This is a genomic window from Halanaerobium sp. DL-01, from assembly GCF_003338615.1.
Lineage (GTDB): Bacteria > Bacillota > Halanaerobiia > Halanaerobiales > Halanaerobiaceae > QPJE01.
On the sequence record NZ_QPJN01000002.1, the window covers coordinates 57,948 to 79,416 of the forward strand.

General features: G+C 33.8%; 17 protein-coding genes. All 17 read right to left on the reverse strand.

Annotated features, from left to right (window positions below):
• Positions 1-27: 27 nt before the first annotated feature.
• The 17 genes from DER71_RS01380 to pcp all read right to left on the reverse strand — a co-directional run bounded on the left by DER71_RS01380 (position 28) and on the right by pcp (position 21,464).
• Positions 28-945 carry an ABC transporter permease gene (locus DER71_RS01380; protein ID WP_199505553.1) on the reverse strand — a complete coding sequence of 306 codons (918 nt, stop codon included), beginning with the start codon at positions 943-945 and terminating at the stop codon, positions 28-30.
• Positions 946-993: 48 nt separating this feature from the next.
• Positions 994-1,920, reverse strand: coding sequence for an ABC transporter permease (locus DER71_RS01385; RefSeq protein ID WP_114457746.1), 927 nt, complete (start codon positions 1,918-1,920; stop codon positions 994-996).
• 151 nt (positions 1,921-2,071) lie between these two features.
• Positions 2,072-3,697, reverse strand: a complete 1,626-nt coding sequence (locus tag DER71_RS01390; RefSeq protein WP_114457747.1) for an ABC transporter substrate-binding protein — start codon at positions 3,695-3,697, stop codon at positions 2,072-2,074.
• A 226-nt stretch (positions 3,698-3,923) separates the two neighbouring features.
• On the reverse strand, positions 3,924-4,493 hold the full coding sequence (locus tag DER71_RS01395; protein ID WP_114457748.1) for a lytic transglycosylase domain-containing protein: 570 nt from the start codon (positions 4,491-4,493) through the stop codon (positions 3,924-3,926).
• A 22-nt stretch (positions 4,494-4,515) separates the two neighbouring features.
• Positions 4,516-4,893, reverse strand: coding sequence for a methylglyoxal synthase (mgsA, locus tag DER71_RS01400; protein ID WP_114457749.1), 378 nt, complete (start codon positions 4,891-4,893; stop codon positions 4,516-4,518).
• Positions 4,865-5,482, reverse strand: coding sequence for a dephospho-CoA kinase (gene coaE, locus DER71_RS01405; protein ID WP_114457750.1), 618 nt, complete (start codon positions 5,480-5,482; stop codon positions 4,865-4,867). The genes mgsA and coaE overlap by 29 nt, the downstream gene beginning before the upstream one ends.
• 24 nt (positions 5,483-5,506) lie before the next feature.
• Positions 5,507-6,331 (reverse strand): bifunctional DNA-formamidopyrimidine glycosylase/DNA-(apurinic or apyrimidinic site) lyase, encoded by an 825-nt coding sequence (mutM, locus tag DER71_RS01410; RefSeq protein ID WP_114457751.1) that lies wholly within the window; start codon positions 6,329-6,331, stop codon positions 5,507-5,509.
• Positions 6,324-8,954 (reverse strand): DNA polymerase I, encoded by a 2,631-nt coding sequence (gene polA / locus DER71_RS01415; RefSeq protein ID WP_369834922.1) that lies wholly within the window; start codon positions 8,952-8,954, stop codon positions 6,324-6,326. Before polA ends, mutM begins: the two co-directional genes overlap by 8 nt.
• Positions 8,955-8,993: 39 nt before the next feature.
• Complete coding sequence (locus DER71_RS01420; RefSeq protein WP_114457753.1) at positions 8,994-10,397, reverse strand: cell wall metabolism sensor histidine kinase WalK; 1,404 nt, start codon at positions 10,395-10,397, stop codon at positions 8,994-8,996.
• The gene (locus tag DER71_RS01425; RefSeq protein ID WP_114457754.1) at positions 10,390-11,082 is read right to left on the reverse strand and encodes a response regulator transcription factor; all 693 of its coding nucleotides are present in this window, start codon (positions 11,080-11,082) and stop codon (positions 10,390-10,392) included. The genes DER71_RS01420 and DER71_RS01425 overlap by 8 nt, the downstream gene beginning before the upstream one ends.
• A gap of 250 nt (positions 11,083-11,332) precedes the next feature.
• Entirely contained in the window at positions 11,333-12,481 is a 1,149-nt protein-coding gene (locus DER71_RS01430; RefSeq protein ID WP_114457755.1) for a S1C family serine protease, read from the reverse strand.
• Between the two features lie 135 nt (positions 12,482-12,616).
• Entirely contained in the window at positions 12,617-13,357 is a 741-nt protein-coding gene (gene gpmA, locus DER71_RS01435; RefSeq protein WP_114457756.1) for a 2,3-diphosphoglycerate-dependent phosphoglycerate mutase, read from the reverse strand.
• Between the two features lie 191 nt (positions 13,358-13,548).
• On the reverse strand, positions 13,549-13,947 hold the full coding sequence (locus DER71_RS01440; protein WP_114474210.1) for a PH domain-containing protein: 399 nt from the start codon (positions 13,945-13,947) through the stop codon (positions 13,549-13,551).
• 145 nt (positions 13,948-14,092) lie between these two features.
• Complete coding sequence (locus tag DER71_RS01445; protein ID WP_114457758.1) at positions 14,093-17,206, reverse strand: exodeoxyribonuclease V subunit beta; 3,114 nt, start codon at positions 17,204-17,206, stop codon at positions 14,093-14,095.
• Positions 17,203-19,794 carry a PD-(D/E)XK nuclease family protein gene (locus tag DER71_RS01450; RefSeq protein WP_114457759.1) on the reverse strand — a complete coding sequence of 864 codons (2,592 nt, stop codon included), beginning with the start codon at positions 19,792-19,794 and terminating at the stop codon, positions 17,203-17,205. The genes DER71_RS01445 and DER71_RS01450 overlap by 4 nt, the downstream gene beginning before the upstream one ends.
• A gap of 108 nt (positions 19,795-19,902) precedes the next feature.
• Entirely contained in the window at positions 19,903-20,682 is a 780-nt protein-coding gene (locus DER71_RS01455; protein ID WP_114474211.1) for a DUF368 domain-containing protein, read from the reverse strand.
• Positions 20,683-20,822: 140 nt separating this feature from the next.
• A complete protein-coding gene (gene pcp, locus DER71_RS01460; protein WP_114474212.1) occupies positions 20,823-21,464 on the reverse strand; it encodes a pyroglutamyl-peptidase I in 642 nt (213 codons plus the stop codon).
• Between the last annotated feature and the right edge of the window lie 5 nt (positions 21,465-21,469).

The following is a 21,469-nucleotide window of genomic DNA, read 5'->3' on the forward strand; positions in this document are numbered from 1 at the left end:
TCACCTACCCTTTTGTATTCTAAACTTCTACCTACTTTTTGGATCAAGAGCATCTCGGAGTCCATCACCGAAAAGATTGAATCCAAGCACTGTTAAAATAATAGCAATGGCCGGAAATACTCCCCACCACCACTGCCCCTGTGCCAGATATCCCTGGCCCGCAGAAATCATATATCCCCAGCTGGGAGTAGGAGGCTGTGTTCCAAATCCAAGATATGTTAATGACGCCTCAATCATAATAATACTTCCCATACCAAGTGTTGCCTGGACAATTACAGGAGCAATAATATTAGGCAAAATATGTTTGAACATTATCTTCCAATCTTTAACACCAAGTGCACGAGCAGCTTCAACAAATTCCTTTTCTTTAATTGAGAGAACCTGCCCTCTTACAACTCTAGCAATAGACATCCAGTAAACAAGACTAATAGCGGAAAAAGTTAAAATTAAGCTGGGTGGGAAAAAAGCCACAATTGCAATAACAAACAGCAGAAATGGAAATGCATATAAAACATTGATAATCCAGCTTATTATATCATCTATTATCCCACCATAATAACCGGCAAGTGTACCCAAAATAATACCGATTAAAACAGAAATTGACATGGCAGCAATAGATATCTGCAGTGAGATACGAGCACCATAAATAACCCGTGTTAAAATATCTCTTCCATATAAATCTGTTCCAAATAGGTGGTCAGCAGACGGTGGAGCTAGCTTTACAGCTGCCCCTTCTGTCCATATCAGCTGTTCCACTGGATCATATGGAGTTAAATATGGAGCTAAAATAGCAACTATTATAAATAATATTACTATACTCATACCCACTAATGCAAGTTTATTTCGCTTTAATTTTCTCCATGAATCCTTTAATAATGTATCAGAAGTTTCTTTTAATCCTTCACTTTTTAAATTGCTTTTTTTATTTAAATTTTTATCACTCAAAATATTGGACCTCCTATCATTTTGTTAAATAGATTAATTAAGCAGTTATTATTCATACCTGATCCTTGGATCAAAAAATCCATATGATAGATCAACTAATAGATTTGCCAGCACAAATACTAGAGCCATGAATAATACTACCCCTCTTATTATTGGAAAATCTCTATTTGTAACAGCCTGAATAGAAAGTCTGCCCAGTCCAGGCAGAGAATAAATAGTTTCAGTAAGCATTACACCACTTAAAAGGCTGGCAGTCTGCAGGCCTATAATTGTAATAACAGGAATAAGAGCATTTTTTAATGCATGTTTATAAATTACTGCTTTTTCTTTTAATCCTTTTGCACGGGCAGTTTTTACATAATCCTGATGAACAACTTCCAGCATAGTAGACCTGGTTAATCTAACTATAAGTGCCATTGGTCTGACCCCAAGAGTTAAAATTGGAAGTACATAATAAATCCATTCTCCATTCCCAAGTCCAGTGCCGGGCACCCAGCCCAATTTTCGAGCAAATATAATAACCATAATTAATCCTACAAAATATACAGGTGAGGCTATTCCCAGCAGGGAAAAAATCATACTCAGATAATCCTGCCACGTATATTGATGGGTTGCAGAATATATACCAATCGAAACTCCTAAAACAACAGCTATAATCATAGCTCCAATAGCAAGTGTTGCTGTAACAGGAAGCCGGCTTTTTATTGATTCTATAACTGTCATATTATTTCTATAAGATCTCCCCAGATTTAATGTAAAAACATCTTTATAGAATTTAACCAGCTGAACATGTGTTGGTTCATCCAGACCCATCTCTTTTCGGATCAACTTCAGTGTTTCTGGATCACCTCTCTGGCCCATCATTATCCTGGCCGGATCACCAGGTACAATAGTTGTTAATATAAAAACAACTAATATTACTCCAAGAATAACCGGAATGACCCCTAGTGTCCTCCTAATAAAATATGCAAACATCAGTAAAAACCTCCATTTTCCTTTCCTATTGTAGTAAATATAAATTTATTAATCAAAATTAAATATATACTGATAAAAAAGGCATAATTTTGGTTCCCATTAATGGGAACCAAAATCTGCCCTGAATATATTATTTAATTTTCACGCTAGATTACTTACTAATCCACACATCTCTAAATAGATTGGCATGCTGACCAAAGGCCGGCAGCTCATAATTGTTGACATATGGCTGTACCAGTGAGTGAGTTGTATAGTGATAAATAAATACCCATGGTGCTTCTTCAACTGCTATTTTTTCTGCCTGCTGATATGCCTGTTTGCGTTTTTCTGGATCTGTTTCAAGACGGGCATACTCAGTTAATGTATCAAACCTTTCATTGCTGAATCGTGCATAATTTCCTTCTGGACCAATATTATCGGAATGCAGAAGAACATACAGGAAGTTATCAGGATCATTATAATCAGCCACCCAGCCCATTCTAAAGAATGCAGCTTCTCCACGCTCAACAGAATCAAGATGGCTTCCCCAGTCTAAATTCTGAAGTTTTACATCTATTCCAACCTGTCTGTACTGAGCCTGCAGTGCTTCGGCCACACGTTTATGTCCTTTTGAAGTATTATACTGAAGTGTTACTTCAAATCCATCTTGATATCCAGCTTCTGCCAGCAGTGCTCTGGCTTTATCTGGATTATAACTATATCCTTCTAATTCCTCATTATATCCAAACATGGTGGGGGGGATAATACCTTTAGCAGGTGTATTCCTTCCATTCTGAACCAGTTCAATCATCATTTCACGATTGATAGCATAATTCATAGCCTGGCGCACACGCTTATCATCAAAAGGCTCTTTTTCCACATTCATACCATAGTAGTATGTTCCAAGCTGTGGTAGTTCAAAGAATGTATCAGGATAGTTTTCTTTAGCATCAAGATAGAAAGGATCATCAACATATGTTTGATAAATATTTCCAATCTGGAATTCTTCCCACATCATTGTATAATCAGGAATAATACGGAATTCTAGAGCCTCCAAATAAGGCAGCTGATTACCATCTTCATCTTTCATCCAGTAATTATCATTTCTGGACATTCTAACAACTGAATCCTGTTCCCATGATTCAAATTTAAATGCACCAGTCCCAACTGGATGAAAGTTCCAGTCTTCTCCCCACTTATTAACATCCTCTTTTGGCATTACAACAAAAGTATTATATGCAAGTGTACCTAAAAAAGGTGCAAAAGGTTTTTCCAGTTCAACTTCAAGGGTATATTTATCAACTGCTCTAACACCAGCCAGCTTATCTGTTTCACCATTACGATATGCATCATACCCTTTAATCATATCAATAAAATATGCACGTGGTGATTTTGTTTCTGGAGAAGTAATGTGATTAAATGTCCATACCCAGTCTTCAGCTGTTACTTCACGGCCTCCATTAGCAGTTGGGGTTCCACCTTCTGTTTCTGCATGAAAGTGAACTCCTTTTCTCAAATGAAATGTATAGGTTTGAGCATCTTCACTAATATCCCAGGATTCTGCAAGCAGTGGTTTTATATTTCCTTCTGAATCATATTCAACTAATGTTTCAAAAAGCTGATATATCATTTCTGCAGATTTGGTGTCTGTAGACTGTGCCGGATCCATCTGGGGTGGATTACTCTGCAGTGCATCCTTCCATACACCACCATATTTATCTGTTTCAGCCATTACAGCTGCAGAAAGTCCAACAATCAGAACAGCAGTCAATATAATGCTAATTAATTTTTTTTTCATAAAATACTTTCCTCCTCTTAAATTTTAAATACTCTGCTGGGTACCTTATTGGTACATACAGAAAAAGATTTCTCAATATTTCCTTTTGTATGATACTCCCCCTCCAAAAAAGGCCAATAAAAGTTGGATAACTCAACTTTATTCAAGTAATCTAGCTAAAAGTATATGAATTAATTATATTATGTATATTAAATATTGTCAAGATTGGCACCAGCAGGAATTTTCTTCATTTTATTTTATTAAATTTTTGATAAAAACTTCTTGTTTTTAGTACTTTACGTATAAAATCATCTGTTTCTTCAAACGGAACACTGTACTCTTCCCCCATTTTTCCATCCCAGCCGGATTCTATCCATTTACTGACATTGCCCTGTCCAGCATTATATGCAGCCAGTGCCAAATTTAATTTATTATCAAATTTTTCCAATAAATGAGCAAAATACCAGCTTCCAAACTCAATATTAATTTTGGGATTATAAAGATCAGAAACAACAAAATTTTCTAAATCTTTTTGTTCCGCTATCCATCCTGCTGTCTCGGGCATTATCTGCATCAGGCCCACAGCACCACGGCTGGATAGAGCATCTGAATTAAAACCGCTTTCTACAAATATAAGTGCAGCCAGTAGATCGGAATCAACGGAGCTGGTTTCAGCTTCTTTAGAGATAATTTCTCTGTATTTAATAGGCTGAAAATACAATTTAAAATAATATGGCTGTGAAAATAACAATAAAATACAGACAGCAAGTAGTACAAGTGATATTATATTTGATTTGACATATTTGCTTATATACAAAACCTTTCCTCCCAGAGGTTGATTAGATATTTTTTTCAGCAAGTGAATTAATGATCATTTCTGCAGTAGATAAATTTGTTGCAAGGGGAACTGCATGCACATCACAGACTCTAAGCAGTGCACTAACATCCGGCTCATGCGGCTGAGCAGTCAGCGGATCCCGCAAAAATATTACACCATCCAGTCTTTCTTTGGCAATTTCTGCTCCTATCATCTGATCTCCCCCCAGGGGACCAGAAGCCATCCTTTCAATGTTCAAACCGACTTCATCGATCAGCCTTTTACCTGTTGTACCGGTGGCTATTAAATCCATTTTTTCGAGAATCTTTTTATGTTTTTTAGCAAAATTTATAATATCTTTTTTCTTTTTATCATGGGCTATTAAAGCTATTCTTGTCATTTAAATCCACCTCCTTTTCCCAGTAATAATCCAGTTTTTCCTTCAAATCGCTGATACTGCTGTTGTTGTCAATAACAGTATCTGCCTTCTTAATCTTTTCCTTCAGAGGAAGCTGAGAATTGATTCTGCTTTCAGCTTCTGAAACAGTAAGATTATCTCTTTTTTTGATCCTCTCTATCTGCTTTTTGCGCTCAGTATTAATCACCCAGACTTTATCACAGTAGCTGTCAAGACCGGTTTCATATAGCAGTGGAGCCATAAAAATTACTATTTTTCCATGAGAAATAATTTTTTCTGCTTTATTTTTCATTTCTGAAATAATAAGGGGATGTAATATAGATTCTAATAGTTCTTTTTTTTCTCTACAGCTGAAAATAATATTTCCCAGCTTTCTGCGGTCTATTTCTCCATCTTCTTTTAAAATTCCTTCTCCAAATTTATTTTTTATCTGCTCCCAGCCTTTTTCTCCTTTTGCTGTAATCTGATGTGAAATTTTATCTGCATCAACTATTTCAGCATTTTTGGTGGACAAATATTCTGCAGCTGTCGATTTGCCGGAAGCAATTCCACCTGTAAGACCAATTATCATCTTATTCACTCCTGTGAAAATAATTTACTTCTGACAGTTGGGACAGTAATAGCTGCCTCTCCCGCCAACCTTTTTTTTCTTAATTGTGCTGCCACATCTGCAGCATTTTTCCCCTGCTTTCTGATATATCTGCAGTTCTTCCTGAAATGAACCCTTTTCCCCAAATGCATTTACATAATCACTAAAAGTGGTCCCTCCATATATGATACCTTTTTTTAGTATTTCTCTCATACTGCGGTAGATTTTTTCTATTTCTGGCTCTGTCAGTGTATCAGCCTTTCTCTCCGGATCTATACCGGATCTAAACAAAATTTCATCTGCATAGATATTACCTATTCCAGCAATAAATTTTTGATTCATAAGCAGTGATTTTATAACACCACGCCTGTTTTTGAACATTTCTTTAAAATCATCCAGACTCAGATCATCAGAGAGAGGTTCTGGCCCCAGTTCAGCATAACCTCCGGCTTTTCCCGGCTGATCTTTATCGATCAAATAAATCCTGCCGAATTTTCTTATATTATTAAATCTAAGCTCCTGTCCATTATCGAGATGAAAAACTACATGTGTATGTTTATCTCGAAATTTTTCGCACTGTTTAACAAGCAGTTTACCTGTCATCCGGAGATGGATAATCATTTCTTTATCATTTTCCAGTTCAATGATAATATACTTGCCTCTTCTGGTTATATCTACAATCTTCCGACCGACAGCTTCGTTTTTAAATTCATCTGCCGCAGGATGAGCAATTATTTTTTTCTCACTGATTGTTATATCTGTTATATATCGATCTTTTATAAGTGGTCTCAAACCTTTAACTATAGTTTCTACTTCTGGTAGTTCAGGCACTGCAGTCCACCTCATAATCTTCTTTATCCCGCCAGTTTTTTCCTATCTGCAGATCAACAATAAGCGGTACATCCAGTTTACAGGTATTTTCCATCTTTTCTTTAATTAAACAGGCAGCTTCTTTAAGATCAGATTCTGCTACTTCAAATACTAGCTCATCATGAACCTGAAGCAGTATATTTACTTTTAGCTCTTTATCTTTAAGAGCTTCATACACATCGATCATGGCTTTTTTCATTATATCTGCTGCTGTTCCCTGAACCGGAGTATTAATTGCTGTTCTTTCTGCAAATGATCTCCTGTGATAGTTTTTACTGTTTATTTCTGGGATATATCTTCTTCTATTAAAAAGTGTTTTAACATAGCCTTTTTCCTGAGCCTCTTTAATACTTTTATCCATATATTCTTTTACTCCAGAAAACTCCTCAAAATATTTATCTATATAATCCTGTGCTTCTTCCACAGGAATATCAAGATCCTGGCTCAGCCCATAAGCACTCATACCATATGCTATACCAAAATTAATTACTTTTGCATGCCGCCTCATATTTGGAGAAACCTCTTCACTATTTACTTCAAATATTTCAGCAGCTGTTTCTGTGTGAATATCCCTACCTTTACTGAAAGCTTCTTTAAGTCTTTGATCTCCACTGAGATGAGCAAAAACCCGGAGCTCAATCTGCGAATAATCTGCTGCAAGCAGCAGCATATCGTCTTCCGAAGGAAGAAATGCCTTTCTGATTTCTCGTCCTTCTTCTGTCCTAATGGGGATATTCTGCAGATTGGGATCTGTACTGCTCAGACGACCTGTTGCTGTCACCATTTGATTGTAGCTTGTGTGAATTTTACCTGTTTCCTCATTTATCAGTGCTGGCAGAGAATCAATATATGTTGATTTTAGTTTTGCAAGCTGTCTATATTCTGTTATAAGTGGGATTATTGGATGCTTGTCTTCCAGCTGTGACAGAACATCTGCATTGGTAGAATAACCTGTTTTTGTCCTTTTTATAACTGGAAGTCCCAGTTTTTGGAACAGTATTTCTCCAAGCTGTTTGGGTGAATTCAAATTAAACTCTTCACCTGCCAGCTCATATACTTTATCTGTTATTATTTTCAGCCTCTTTTCCAGCTTTTGTGATAGTTTTTGCAGCCATTTTTTATCAACTTTAACACCATTGTACTCCAGAAGAGCCAGAATTTTAATCAGAGGCAGTTCTATTTCAGTGTAGAGCTCCAGCAGAGAGTTTTCCTTTAGTTTTTCTAGATAGATTTCTTTTAACTCAAATAATTTTGCGGTTTTTAAAGCTTCTTTCTCTACTTCGTCCAGCTCTGCCAGCGAAATATTAAGTTCTCTGCTGAATATTTCGTCAAGATCAGGTAGTGTAGCTGATGGCTGAAGCAGATATGCTGCCAGCAGTGGTTCAAAAACAAGACCATTTACAATAACTTCATATGACATAAGGGATAATGAACCTTCTTTTGCAGAAAAAAAGAGCTTATCTATTTTTTTAGATTCCAGTATTTCTTTTAATTTATCAGGGAGATCATCTTCATCTATTTTAATTCTTCTGGTTTTCCCATCTGATAGACTAATTATTATTTCTTTTATTAATCCATTACGTGCACTGCTGCCTGCTTCTCTTTTAACTGATAACGCAATTTCTCCCTCTTCCTCAAGTATCATTTCAAAAAAGGAGTTCATATCTGAAGCAGAAGCTGTTTCTATATCAAGCTGATCAATATCCAGTTTTTCTTTATATTCAAAACGAGACAGCAGACTGTTAAAGCCAAGCTTTTTAAAATGTTCGGCTGCTTTCCGGTCATCTTGAAGATTTAGTTTACAGCTGGAGAAATCCATTTCTACAGGAACATTGGTCTTTATTTCAGCCAGCCGGTAGCTCATTCTGGCCTGATCTGCATATTCTTCCAGATTTTCTTTACGTTTTTTTCCTGAAACTTTGTCTATATTGTTCAAAATTTCTTCTATAGAATTAAACTGTTTTAAAAGCTTAATGGCAGTTTTCTCACCAATACCCGGTACTCCCGGAATATTGTCAGAACTATCTCCCATAAGGCCCTTCATATCTATCAATTTTCCCGGCTGTATTTCGTATTTTTCTTTTATCTTTTCAATATCATACAGCACTATGTCAGAAATTCCTCTGCGGGTATACATTACCCTAATATTATCAGAAACAAGCTGAAGTGCATCTCTATCTCCTGTTACTATATATACCTGATAACCTGCTCTTTCGGCATCTTTGGCCATTGTTCCAAGCAGATCATCGGCTTCATATCCTTCTTTTGAAATCATAGGTATTTTTAGTATATCCAGTGTCTCCTGAAGAAGTTTTATCTGTGTGACCAGTTCATCAGGCATTTTTTTTCGATTTGCTTTATAATCATCATATTCTTCATGTCTAAATGTTGGTTCTTTGCGGTCAAAGGCAACAACCAACCTGTCCGGATTCCATTCATCTATCAAACTAAATAACATCCTTACAAAACCAAACACAGCATTTGTATATTCCCCTTTATCATTGGTAAGTAGCGGCAGTGCATAAAAAGCTCTATGTGCCAGACTGTGCCCATCTAAAAGAAATATCGATTTTTTTTTACTCAAACTAATCATCTCCCGGTATCATTAAATTTTTTTAGCTGATTAAACTGAAATTCTGCTGGATTTAAACGGCAGCAGTACCTCAATTTTAGTTCCCTCTGATATTTCACTCTCAACTTTTATTTTTCCATCATAACTATCTACAATCTGTTTTGCAATCGCAAGGCCCAGTCCAGAACTGTTCTTTTGGCGGCTTCTCGACTTATCGGCCTGATAAAATCTTTCGAAAATATGCGGCAGATCTTGTTCAGGTATACCGCGCCCATTGTCTTCTACTATAATCTTTACCATGTTTTTGTTTTCTGTTTTTTCCTTTTTGAGCAGAATATTTATTTGACCATCTTTATCTGTAAAATTAATACTGTTTTCCACAAAAATTCTAATCAGCTGTTTAAAAAGCTTTCTGTCTCCATAAAATTCCACTTCATCTTCTATATTAAAGTCAATTCTGATTTCTTTATTAACAAGCTTGATTTCTTTTACAATTTCTAAAAGCAGTTCAGAAAAAGAAAACAATTCTTCTTCTCGATTAAACCGCGAATCATCACCTCTAGCCAGAAAAAGAAGATTTTCCAGCAGATGATTCATTCCTTCAACTTCATTTTTAATGGCTGTAATTGCTTCATCTCGCACTTCTTTTTTCTCTTTACCCCATCTATCCAGCAGGTTTATATAACCTCTAATAACAGATAGTGGTGTGCGCAGTTCATGTGAAGCATCCGAAATAAATTGTTTTTCTCTTTTAAAAGATTTTTCCAGCCTTCCCAGCATTGTATTAAAGGTTTCTGCCAGCTGCTGTAGTTCGTCATCAGCACCTGTAACAGAAAGTCTTTTTCCAAGATCACTAAGGCTAATTTCGCGGGCTGTTTCTGTGATTTTTTTAATGGGATTAAGCATTCTTTTGGTAGTTATATAGCCAACTATAAGAGAGGCAAGTGTGCCGATAAATCCGGCAGCAGTCAGAACAATTATGAGAACATCCAAAAAGTTTTTTTCAAAAGTAATATCTCTTACGATCTGAATATATCCATTAAAAAAAAATGACTGATTTAAATCAATAGTTTTTACAGCAAGATTTCGGCCGCTGATGCTGAATTCTGTTAGTTCTCTGTTTAACGGAATCTCCATATTTTCCAGATATTTTGACTGTGCTGTAATCTCAGCTCTACTGTTCAGCACTCTAAAAAATATATTTCCCTCACTTCGGCTGATCTCCTGAAGAATTTCTGCATCAAAAACATTTATTGAACCATCTATCCCCTTTATCTGTGACATGACAAATTCTCCAGTATTGCTGATGCTGTTTTCTATACTGTTTGCTATAAAATTTGATAAAAATAGATAAACAGCTGCATTTACAAGCAAAATGACAAGTATAAACATCAGGGTGTAGACTACTGTAATCTTCCAGGACAATTTTCCGCGTTCTTTAAAAAAATTAAACATTTTTATTCTCTCTCAAAACATACCCAACACCGCGGACTGTATGTATTAACCTGTCGGAAAAAGGCTCATCTATTTTGGACCGCAGATACCTTATATAAACATCTACAATATTTGTCTCTCCGGTGTAATTATAACCCCAGACATTATTAAGAAGTTTTTCTCTGGATAAAACTATATCTCTGTTTTCCATAAGGTATGTGAGCAGGTCATATTCCTTTTTTGTGAGTTCTATCTGTTCTCCAGATCTTTTTACAATATGTCTTGATTTATCAATTGTAAGATCAGAAACCTGAAGCAGATTATCATCTCCCTCTTTCTCATCTGCATTTCTCCTCATCAGTGCTCTGATTCTGGCCAAAAGTTCTTCAATAGCAAAGGGTTTTGTTAGATAATCATCAGCTCCTGTGTCAAGACCTTTTATTTTATCATCCAGCTCTGAGCGTGCTGTAATCATTATTATTGGTATCTCAGAAAAATTTCTGATTCTACTGCAGACTTCTATCCCATCTATTTCCGGCAGCATTAAATCCAGCAGCACTAAATTAAACAATTCTTCTCTGATAAGCCTGATCCCTTCCAGACCACTGTCTGTTTTTTTTACTGAATATCCTTCATGTTCCAGCTCGAGCTCTATAAACCTTGCGATCTGTGTATCGTCTTCTATAATTAGTATTTTCTGAGCCATTATTTCACCTCTTTTGCCTATCTAATATATTATACCAATAATATGGAGTAATTTAAAATAAAAAAAGATGGGCTCATTTCTGAGCCCCTGTTAAATCATTCTTTATAATAACCATTTTTTTATAGTCACTATATTTATTGACAGCATTTATATATCTTTTATTTGATTGTAAAATGATTTTTTAGAATCTATTTTTATAAATTGTGTTTATTTAAAACATCATAATTTATTTATTTTTATATAACCTATTTTAGCGGTTTATATCATTTGGTTTGTTTCCGATCCGAGCAAATATAATTTTTGGACTTCCATTTCTAATAACTTTAATCATTATTCTGTCATTGACTTCTTTATTTTGTATTATATCTGCAACATCAGAAGTTGATTTAATTTTTTTCTCATCAATTTCTTTAATTATATCATAAGGTTTTAAACCAGCTTTTTCTGCAGGACTGTCAGGATAAACTTCAATAACAATAACTCCTTCTCTGTTTTCCAGTCTGAAATAATCCTGCATATCTTTACTGATTTCACTAAATGCAATACCAAGCCACGGCTGTGTTACCTGTCCTTTTGTTTTTAGCTGATCTACAATACCTTTAATTTCATTAATAGGTATTGCAAAACCAATCCCCTGTCCTACAGCACTTACTGCTGTATTAATTCCAATGACTTCTCCATTAATATTGAGCAGGGGTCCACCACTGTTACCGGGATTAATTGCAGCATCAAGCTGTATTAAATTCTGATAAGTTCTAACCTGTCTATCATTTGTTGGTATCTGAATCGGCCTACCAAGTGCACTAATTACACCAACTGTCACTGTATGTTCAAATCCAAAGGGATTACCTATGGCAATTGCCCATTCTCCGGGACGTATTTTTTCGGAATCACCAAGTTTAATTGGTGTTAGATCTGCATCTGTATCTACCTTTAAAACAGCAAGATCAAGACTAAAATCCGACCAGACAATCTCAGCTTTTAAAGGTTCTTCTATTCCATTTATTGAAACCTCTACTTTATCAGCACCGTCTATTACATGCTGATTAGTAACAATATATCCGTCTTCAGATACTATAAAACCTGAACCAAATCCCTGTCTTTTTCTGGGCTGCTGTTCCGGAAGCGGCAGTTTATCACCAAAAAAGAATCTAAAGTATGGATCATTAAATATATGTGGAAGCTCCTGACTCCCTGCTGTTTCAACTGTAGAAGTAACTTTTACAACGCCATTATCTACCTTTTCTGCAATATCAGCAAAATGGTTGTTTACTATGATATTATTTTTATCCTGTGCATATAATACTGCAGACAATGAGGACAGAATAAACATTACAAGCACTGCAGAAATAATTGTTTTCTTAATTATACTCTTTTTATTTCTTAAAAACTTGACCATCTTTAGCACCTACCTTTTGTTTAATTTTAAGTTGATTATAATTCACAAAAAACTTTACTGAACAAACAACTTCAGACTAAGTATAGCAGAAAAATATTAAAAACTAATTAAATGATGATTAAAATTAGATTAGAATTATTTTTTTGCCTGATTTTTTACTTTTTCCATTTCTCTTTCTATCGTTTCCTTATCACCAAGATAATACTTATCCAGAACATTCATCTGATCATCAAACTCATAAATCAGCGGTCTTCCTGTTGGAATATTAAGGCTGCTGATTTCCTCATCAGAAATACCATCAAGATGTTTTACAAGTGCCCTAAGGCTGTTTCCATGAGCTGAAATGATTAGTTTTTTGCCGGATTTAATTTTTGGGACAATTTCTTCCTGCCAGTACGGTAAAACTCTGTCAATTGTCATTTTTAAACTTTCTGCTGCCGGCAGTTCGTCTTCAGATAAATTACTGTATTTTTCTTCATGACCGGGATGTCTGGGATCATCTTTGCTTAAGGCAGGTGGTGGAGTGTCAAAACTCCGCCTCCAGATATGAACCTGTTCTTCCCCTTCTTTTTTGGCTGTCTCTGCCTTGTTCAAACCCTGCAGAGCCCCATAGTGACGCTCATTTAACCTCCATGACTTGATTACAGGAATCCAGTGTAAATCCATGATATCCAGCACTATATTTAAGGTTTTTATTGCTCTCTTTAAATAAGATGTGTAGGCTATATCAAATTTGTAACCTTCTTCTTTTAAAAGTCTGCCTGCTGCTTCAGCTTCTTTTACACCCTGTTTACTTAAATCAACATCTATCCAGCCGGTAAATTTATTAGCAAGATTCCATTCACTTTCTCCATGTCTCAATAAAACTAATTTCATTTTTACCACCCCATCTCTTTAAAATTTATTTTCTCTCTTTTACCAGTTTTTTTCTATAAAATGTTTAACAATTAATTCTCTTTCCGATCAAATTAATTTGATTACAGCTTTATAGTGTTTGTTCTAATAAACATTTCTGCTGCCTCAATAATTAATTTAATTTATTCATATTTTTTATCAATATATTCATCTCAAAACCTATTTAAATCATAATTTTTAAGCTTCATCTCAGCCAGAGTTCTCTGTACAGAAAAAATGTGTTCTCCTTTTTTAAAATTGCGGATTATAGGTTCAGATGCCCCTGCCGTCCATATCTTAAGTTCTGCTTCCATATCAAAATGTCCAGTAGATTCAACACTAAAATGCCTGATGCTCTCATAAGGAATAGTATGATATTCCATTTTTTTGCCTGTCATTCCCTGCTTATCAACAAGAATTAAACGCAGATCTGTAAAAACCATCAGATCTCTTAAAACTTTAAAAGCTTTGACCAGTTTTTCATCTTCAATTAATATCTTTTCCAGATTGTCCTCCACCTTTTCTACATCTACTTCTGATGCATTACCCAGCAGTCCACTTAAAATACCCATAATAATCATTCCTCTGCAGTTTTTTATAATTTTTTTCGGCCTGTTCTATTATCTTTTTTAATGACTTATCTATTGAAGCCCAGCCGGGGATTTCAACTTCTTTTTCTTCCAAATTTTTATAGACAGAAAAGATAAGAAAAAAAGATTAAATATCAATAAATTCTGCTTCTATATTCCACTCAGAACCCACAATTTCCTTTATAAGCGTCTTATATTTTATAAGCTGTTCCTGTTCTCTATAAAAACCACTTTTAAAATCAATTATTTTAATCTGTTTACTTTTTTTATCAACCAGCAGACGGTCTATGCGAAAACTCTGTTTACCACTTTTAAGCAGATATTCTGTATAAACTGTCCACTCCCTGGAAAAGAGTTCAGGATTATTATCTATAAACAAATCTGCAGCTTCTATAATTTCTCTTAAAACAGATGAGCCAATTATATTTACAAATTTAGCTGTAAGCAGATTTCTGGCTTCTTTTTTTTCTTCCTTTTCTCCATAATATATGTTTTCCAGATAATAGTGAAGCGCCAGTCCTCTAATCCTATTTTCAGCCAATTTAAATCTGTTTTTATCTTTAAAACTGCTGCTGGAAGTTTTTTGAGAAGCTTTTTTATCCTTCAGAAAATATCTGCTCATATCAGAAATAAATATTTTATCAGCTGAAGATTCCTGTTCTGTTTTTTCTGGCTCTCCCCAGGATGAATACTTAATCAGATCAACTAGCTTATCTGCACAGGCAGAATTAATAACTGCTTTTTCATAAAAATCATAATTACTTCCCTCCCACATCAAATTTTTATGTGGAATAAGTTTTCGGGGAGTTTCTATATATATATTCAAATCTTTTTCTGCCCTTGTCAGAGCAACATATACATTGTTAATCTCTTCCATCAGTTCTTTTGTTTCCTGTCTTGATTTAAAATCAAAATTAAGCCAATCAAGTATCTTAAGATAATCACCTTTTGTAAATAAATATTTATTAACTTTAGAAAATTTATCATCAAAGTCCAGATAAAATTCCAGCCTGTCACTACTGCTGTTTCCGCGTTTGCCGGGTTTCCAGTAAAAAAATTCTACAGGTATTGAAAGTCCTTTTGCTTTATGAATTGTCATTAAATTAACAGCACTGCTGCTTTTAACCTTTTCCTGTTTTAGTAAATCACTTTCTTTATTTTTCTCCAGATAATTCAGAAGTTCTCTTATTGAAGTAAAAGAGTTCAGTATTTTGTAAAAAGAATATATATTTTTTAAAGTTACTGGGTCAGACTGACTTCTGTCCTCCAGTTTCTGATAAAGGTAAGAAATTATAGAAATGTAATCACTATTTATTATATTTCTAATTTCAAAAAATATTGATTTTATTTTTTCATTCTGCAGTTTAAATTCCCTTTTTTCCTCATCCTGAAAAAAGAAAGTACGAATTTGATTAAGATTATTAAAAATAGTTTTCATATCCTGCTGTTTTAAACCAACAAGATCACTTCTTAAATATTTTAATAACTCAAATATATCTTTTGAAAAAGAGAATTTTAAAAAACTGTAAAATGATTTAATAACTGGATGCTCAAGCATACTGCTTCTATTTTCTAAAATATATGGTATGTCAAATTTTTTCAGCCCGGCTGCAATTTCTGCCAGATCATTCCCAGTCCTGGCCAGCACTGCTATATCTCCATAATTAGTATAATCATTTTTTATCTTTCTGGCAATTTCCCCAGGTAGATCTGTAATAATAAAATTATTCATTTTTTCTATTTCTTTCTGCTTTTCTTCTGCCAGATTTTCAAATTTTTTGGTAGTAGTATCATATTCTGCAGAACTACCTCCAACTATCATGCTGCTGTGGCCATAAGAATCTGAAATTGAATTTACATCCCTATATTCCCAATTTCCAGCATCTATGCTGGAAAAAAATCGATTTACCAGCTCAATAATACATCTATCACTTCTGTAGCAGTCTGACAGTGTTTCTACCTCGCCATCAATAATATTTTCCAAATCAGCAAAAAGTTTTTTTTCTCCACCTCGCCAGCCGTATATAGACTGTTTTTCGTCACCAACTGCTATAAAATGCACCGCCCCATCAATCAGAGGTTTTAGTATTTTCCACTGCAGAATACTGGTATCCTGAAATTCATCAATAAATAGTGCTTTAAAATCACTGTCCAGCAGATCTATAAAATATTCGCTAATTTCACCATCATTGATCAGATCTAATTCAGGATCAAAGAGATATTTATATGTATAGCTGCTTATATCAGCATGTGTAAACTTTTGACTTTTAAATTTTTCTTCATCATAGAGTTTTAATATCAGCTCTGCAGATGAAAAAAGTTCCTTTTCAAAATCAATTACTTCATTATTAAAAATATGGGCGGCCAGATTTTTTCTGAACAGCTGGAATTTGTCATTTAATTCTTTTTTAAAATGGGCTTTTTTCCTGCCCTTCAGCTGATTACCGTTCCAGTATGTTTTATCAAATAACAGATCTTTATTTTTTAACAATAGTGAAAGTTTTTTTTCCTCATCACGGCAGTTTAAATAACTATTTAAAAGCTGCCTGCTGCCGGAAACAAAATATTTGTTTCCCAGCTCTTCTCCTTTTTGTGCAGCAGCTTCCTTTAATATTTCCACTGTCCCATCAAATGATTTGGTTAAATCTTCTGCTGGAATTTTATCTTTTTCTTTATTGTCTACAATTATAAATTTCCAGTAATTATCTACAATTAATTTGATGAGTTCAAAATAATTTTCGAGATTTCTGCCTGCATTCTGAGATAGAAACTTTTCCAACCTGCTGAAATATTTTTCATTATTTAATATTTTTCTCAGTATATTGTCAATAAATGTCTTATTTTCATTTTCGTCTATTATCTCATAATTATAAATTCCCAGATATGGAGCAATAGACTGGGAAAATATCCGGTTACTGAAGCTATCGATTGTATAAACATGTACATTTTCTGGCTCTAAAAGCATTTTATTATGGATTTTCTTCAATTTGCTTCGGCTGACTCCTAAATCAGGATAAATTCCTTTTAGATTATTAACTAACTGCTCCTTTTCTAGGCCACCACTTATTATTGTCTCCAGGTGGAGAAAAATTCTTTCTCTAATCTCAGCTGTAGCTTTTTTGGTAAATGTAAGAACTATAATTTCCTCAAAATCAACACCTTTAATAAGTGAGGCTATATATTCAAGCGAAAGTCTATAAGTTTTACCTGTACCTGCACTTGCTTTTATAATTTTTTTCATATTTTATCATCCACCCTGCAGAAATCATAATATGGACATCTGTCACAGTCATAACTTGATATTCTGCTGAATTCTTTTTTCTCAAAAAGTTCTTTCAGCAGTTTTTTTATCTCTAAAAACAGTTCATCTTCTCTATTTCTATAAGAAAGATCAAACTTTTTTTCAAAAACACTGTAAATTGCTTTTTTGCATTTTTTAGAAATATCCTTATCAGCAGAGTTTTCTCTCAACATTAAATTGTAAAAATCAAGCTGAAGTTTATCTCCACTACCTGTTTTAAAGTCAATAATATGATCTGCATTCTCTCCCATAAGAAGCAGATCTATTCTTCCGGATAAATAAAATTCTACTTCCATAAGCTTTAAAAATATTTCTCTATTTACTGTTTTGGAAGGCCATTCTATCAGTACTTCTGTATTTTCATCTGTCATGATATTACTCATTTCTTTCCAGAAAAATTTAAAAGATTCAGCAATTTTTTTTGTCATTATATTTTTATAAAATGGTTTCAAATCCTCATCAATCTTTAACTCAAGTTTTTTTATATTTCCAAAAATTATTTCTTCAGCTTTCTTTTCGCTAAAATTACTACCTTCAAGTAAAGTTGCAGTAAGATTAGAAAAAGATTGATGCACAAGAATTCCCAGAGATAGGAAAGAAAGAGAATTATCACCACCACTAAAGCCGGGCTGAAGGTGAAGTATCTGCTCCAGATAAAATCTGTAAAAACATCGTTTCAGCTGACTATATTTATAAAAAGTAATAGAAAACTGTTCTCTAAAGTCAGACCGGACAAGTGGTATTTCTCCATCTGCTTTATCACTTTCTATATCATTATTATCTCCACTATTTTTTAAGTTAAAAAAGTTTTTCAGCAGGTCTGATTCATCAATATTTTTAAATTTATTTTGTTTAAACTCTATGTCATAATTCATCTTTAACTCTTCAAGTACAGACGCAGGATATATGTTTTCTTCTCTATTGTTGATAGTAAATATACTGACTTTTTCGGCATTAAAGACATGACGTAAAAATCGGTATTTTTTTAATAAATATTTATCTTCAGAGGTGGGGAGCTTGTTTAAAGACAGCTGTTTTTCATTTAAAAAGAAAAAACCACTGCTATTTACCGACATATTGCTCTGAGTACAGCCTGTTAGAATAAGGCTGGCCCTTTTTTTTGTTGGTGAACTGCTGAGGTAGGACCAGCTGAGTCTATTTTCCCTATCTTCATTTTCTGTTCTTAAAGATTTATAACCTAAATAGTCAAGAAAAAGCCTAAAAAATCCACCAGCTTTATCAGCAAAATATTTATACCAGTTTTTGTGTAGATTCATATCTTCTGCTGTATTTAACTCTATAACAGTATCAAAAAACTTTTCTTCGAGATCTAAAAATTTCGATTCCAGCGGAAAATCTACAATTTTTGTTATATATGCTGTCAACTCTTTAAGTGAACTAATAGATTTCAACTTTTCAACAGCAGCAAAAAGTGGATAAATTACAGGTATTTCTGCCTCAATTATATCTCTATTAAGATAAAAATAATCATCATTATATAAATCAACTAACTTATAATAACTATCTTCCTCCAATTCTAAAATTTTAGAACTCATTTTAATGTTAACAAAATCTAAAACTGATTTTAAATTTAACTTGATATTTCCCTTTTTGAAAGCAGATAAATATACTTCATAAAATGCAGTTAAGAAATGATAAAGAGCCGTATCTTTTATACTTCTGCTCTCTGCAAAGTCAATACTGGAATTTAATAAATTTTTGAAATTAGAGTTTTCTTCTCTGCAGTCAATTATATCTGTACTATTATCAGCACCTTCTTCAATACTCAGTACCCCAGCCAGCTCTTTTAACTCATCTGAACTCTCATATATTTTTATCTTCTGCTGAAAATTTTTAAGTGCTGGATAATTCAGCTGTTTAAGCTGCAGATTTTTTTCATCAAAATCTTCTTCTTCAAGCTGGAGGTGGAGTTCAATTTTACAGTATTTCTGCAGAGAGTTCAATGTTTTTTTAAAAAGTGGGCTGAACTCAGCTGTATTGACAAACACTATCCTTTTCATATCTTTAATAAAATTTATATTATTAATTTCATTTCTATAAAGCATAGTTTTATCTTTACAGTTTAATTTATTCATTTTTTGTTCAAAACGCTGCCTGATACCGGTCAACAGTGTATATCTTTCCTGCTGCCAATCAGCCAGAGATTTCAGCTGTTCTACCTGATATTCTTCCAGCATCCTAAAAAACCGAAAAAATTGAGAGGAGAAACTATATATGTCCTGATAACTGCTGATTTTCAATTCTTCTTTCTCCTCTTCAGTTAATACAGAATAAAGCAAAATAGGTAGTTTTTCTTCTTTAAGCAAAATGCTATCATCTGCCAGAATTCTCTCTCTAAATTCTTCAATTGTTATAAAAATACTGTTTCCCTGCAAAAAAGAAGGATTATAATAATTTTGCAGCATATGCTGCATGCTGCTGTAGCTGTCGAATAAAAATAATGTTCCGGTCTGATCAGATATTTTTTTGAACAAATCATCCTGATAGGAATAATAATGAAAATCCATATTTCCACCTCTTTTTAAAAAAACAAAAATTCTTAAATTGCAATTTTAAATTGAACTAATTGCAAACTTTAATTTTAAATAAAAAATCTCAAACCTTCTATATCAATATTAATTGAATTTTTTAGCAGACACTTCCAGCAAAATAATTAAAGCTACAGCAAAAATGAAATATATAACTCCTTCCAGCACAAATTGTTCTGGAAATACAGCTGCTGAAGATCCAATTATAAGTCCGGTTAAAAGTGACATAATATTTGCTCTAAATTTGTTCAGTAAAAAGGAAAAAGCCCAGGCAAAAGAAATCAGCCCACTTACCACACCTGTAAGGTAGATTCCAATAAGCAAAAAATCCAAACTGTTAACTGCATTTAGAAGTGGTTGGTACAGTCCAATTAAAATAAGCAGTGTACCCCCACTGATTCCAGGCAGCACCATGGCAATACTGCCAAAAAAGCCTCCTACAAAAAACAAAATATATCTGCTGCTGCTCAAAAAAAGTGTGCTGCTTCCGGCTGAAAAATACAGAGCAGTAATAAGTCCAGCCACTATAAAAAAAAGATTTAAAAATTTTAAGCTGCCTATATTTTTATATGTTGTCCTGGCTGATGTAAGGACAAGGCCAAATAGAAAATAAGCTGTCAGCAGAGGTTTGGCAGTATAAAACTCACTTATAAAACTCGCCCCAACATATATTCCCAAAGCCATCCCGGAACCAACCAGAATAAGTGTTTTAAACCTGAATTTTTTTACAGCTTCCAATAATTTTTGGTAAATTCCTACCACAAGTGCAATTGTACCTCCACTTACACCAGGCAGTGTATTGGCCATCCCGATTGGTATTGATTTAATAAATAGGATTATTTCTTTACTGGAAATTATATTTGACATATTTTAATTCACCTGCAGAATTTATAAATTTATGATATATATTACTTGGTTTGTTTGTAATATTACTTTTTGTAATAAATAAGCCCCGGGAAAACCGGGGCAAATAAACACCAGTTCAATGTAACTTATTTTCCCAATTTTTAACTTATTTCTCCACCAATCTCTTTTATATCGTCTTTATTTTCAACAGATGCTTTTACTGCCAGTTCTAAAGCTTTAGTTATATCATCAACAGACATACTGGGCTGATTTTTCTTTCCCACTACCTGAGCAGGAATATATGGTACATGAATAAATCCTCCTCGTTTATATGAGAATTTCTTATCTATTAAATACATCAGACCATAAAAAATATGATTGCAGACAAATGTACCGGCACTATTGGAAACAGAAGCGGGAATGTCATTATCTTTAATTTCTTTTACTATTGCTTTTATAGGAATGTTTGCAAAATAAGCGTTTTTCCCATCTGCAAATATTTTTTCATCTATTGGCTGATTATTCTCATTGTCAGGAATTCTGGCATCATCAACATTGATAGCAACTCTTTCTACTGTCATATTGAATCTTCCACCTGCCTGACCAACACATATTATAATATCCGGATCTTCATTTTCAATCTTTTTTTCCATTTTTTCTATTGATTTATGAAAAACAGTAGGAACTTCAAGTTTAACAATTTCTGCACCAGCAATTTTGTCTGACATAAGTTTTACTGCTTCAAAAGCTGGATTGACTGATTCTCCACCAAATGGATCAAACGCTGTCATTAGTACTTTCATAAAAT

Excerpts from the sequence above, each read along its gene's own strand:
- DER71_RS01390 (WP_114457747.1), bottom strand. The coding sequence starts at position 3,697 with ATGAAAAAAAAATTAATTAGCATTATATTGACTGCTGTTCTGATTGTT.
- DER71_RS01385 (WP_114457746.1), bottom strand. The coding sequence starts at position 1,920 with ATGTTTGCATATTTTATTAGGAGGACACTAGGGGTCATTCCGGTTATT.
- DER71_RS01430 (WP_114457755.1), bottom strand. The coding sequence starts at position 12,481 with ATGGTCAAGTTTTTAAGAAATAAAAAGAGTATAATTAAGAAAACAATT.
- DER71_RS01440 (WP_114474210.1), bottom strand. The coding sequence starts at position 13,947 with ATGGGTATTTTAAGTGGACTGCTGGGTAATGCATCAGAAGTAGATGTA.
- DER71_RS01450 (WP_114457759.1), bottom strand. The coding sequence starts at position 19,794 with ATGGATTTTCATTATTATTCCTATCAGGATGATTTGTTCAAAAAAATA.
- DER71_RS01420 (WP_114457753.1), bottom strand. The coding sequence starts at position 10,397 with ATGTTTAATTTTTTTAAAGAACGCGGAAAATTGTCCTGGAAGATTACA.
- pcp (WP_114474212.1), bottom strand. The coding sequence starts at position 21,464 with ATGAAAGTACTAATGACAGCGTTTGATCCATTTGGTGGAGAATCAGTC.
- DER71_RS01425 (WP_114457754.1), bottom strand. The coding sequence starts at position 11,082 with ATGGCTCAGAAAATACTAATTATAGAAGACGATACACAGATCGCAAGG.
- DER71_RS01445 (WP_114457758.1), bottom strand. The coding sequence starts at position 17,206 with ATGAAAAAAATTATAAAAGCAAGTGCAGGTACAGGTAAAACTTATAGA.
- gpmA (WP_114457756.1), bottom strand. The coding sequence starts at position 13,357 with ATGAAATTAGTTTTATTGAGACATGGAGAAAGTGAATGGAATCTTGCT.
- coaE (WP_114457750.1), bottom strand. The coding sequence starts at position 5,482 with ATGATAATTGGTCTTACAGGTGGAATTGCTTCCGGCAAATCGACAGCT.
- mgsA (WP_114457749.1), bottom strand. The coding sequence starts at position 4,893 with ATGACAAGAATAGCTTTAATAGCCCATGATAAAAAGAAAAAAGATATT.
- DER71_RS01455 (WP_114474211.1), bottom strand. The coding sequence starts at position 20,682 with ATGTCAAATATAATTTCCAGTAAAGAAATAATCCTATTTATTAAATCA.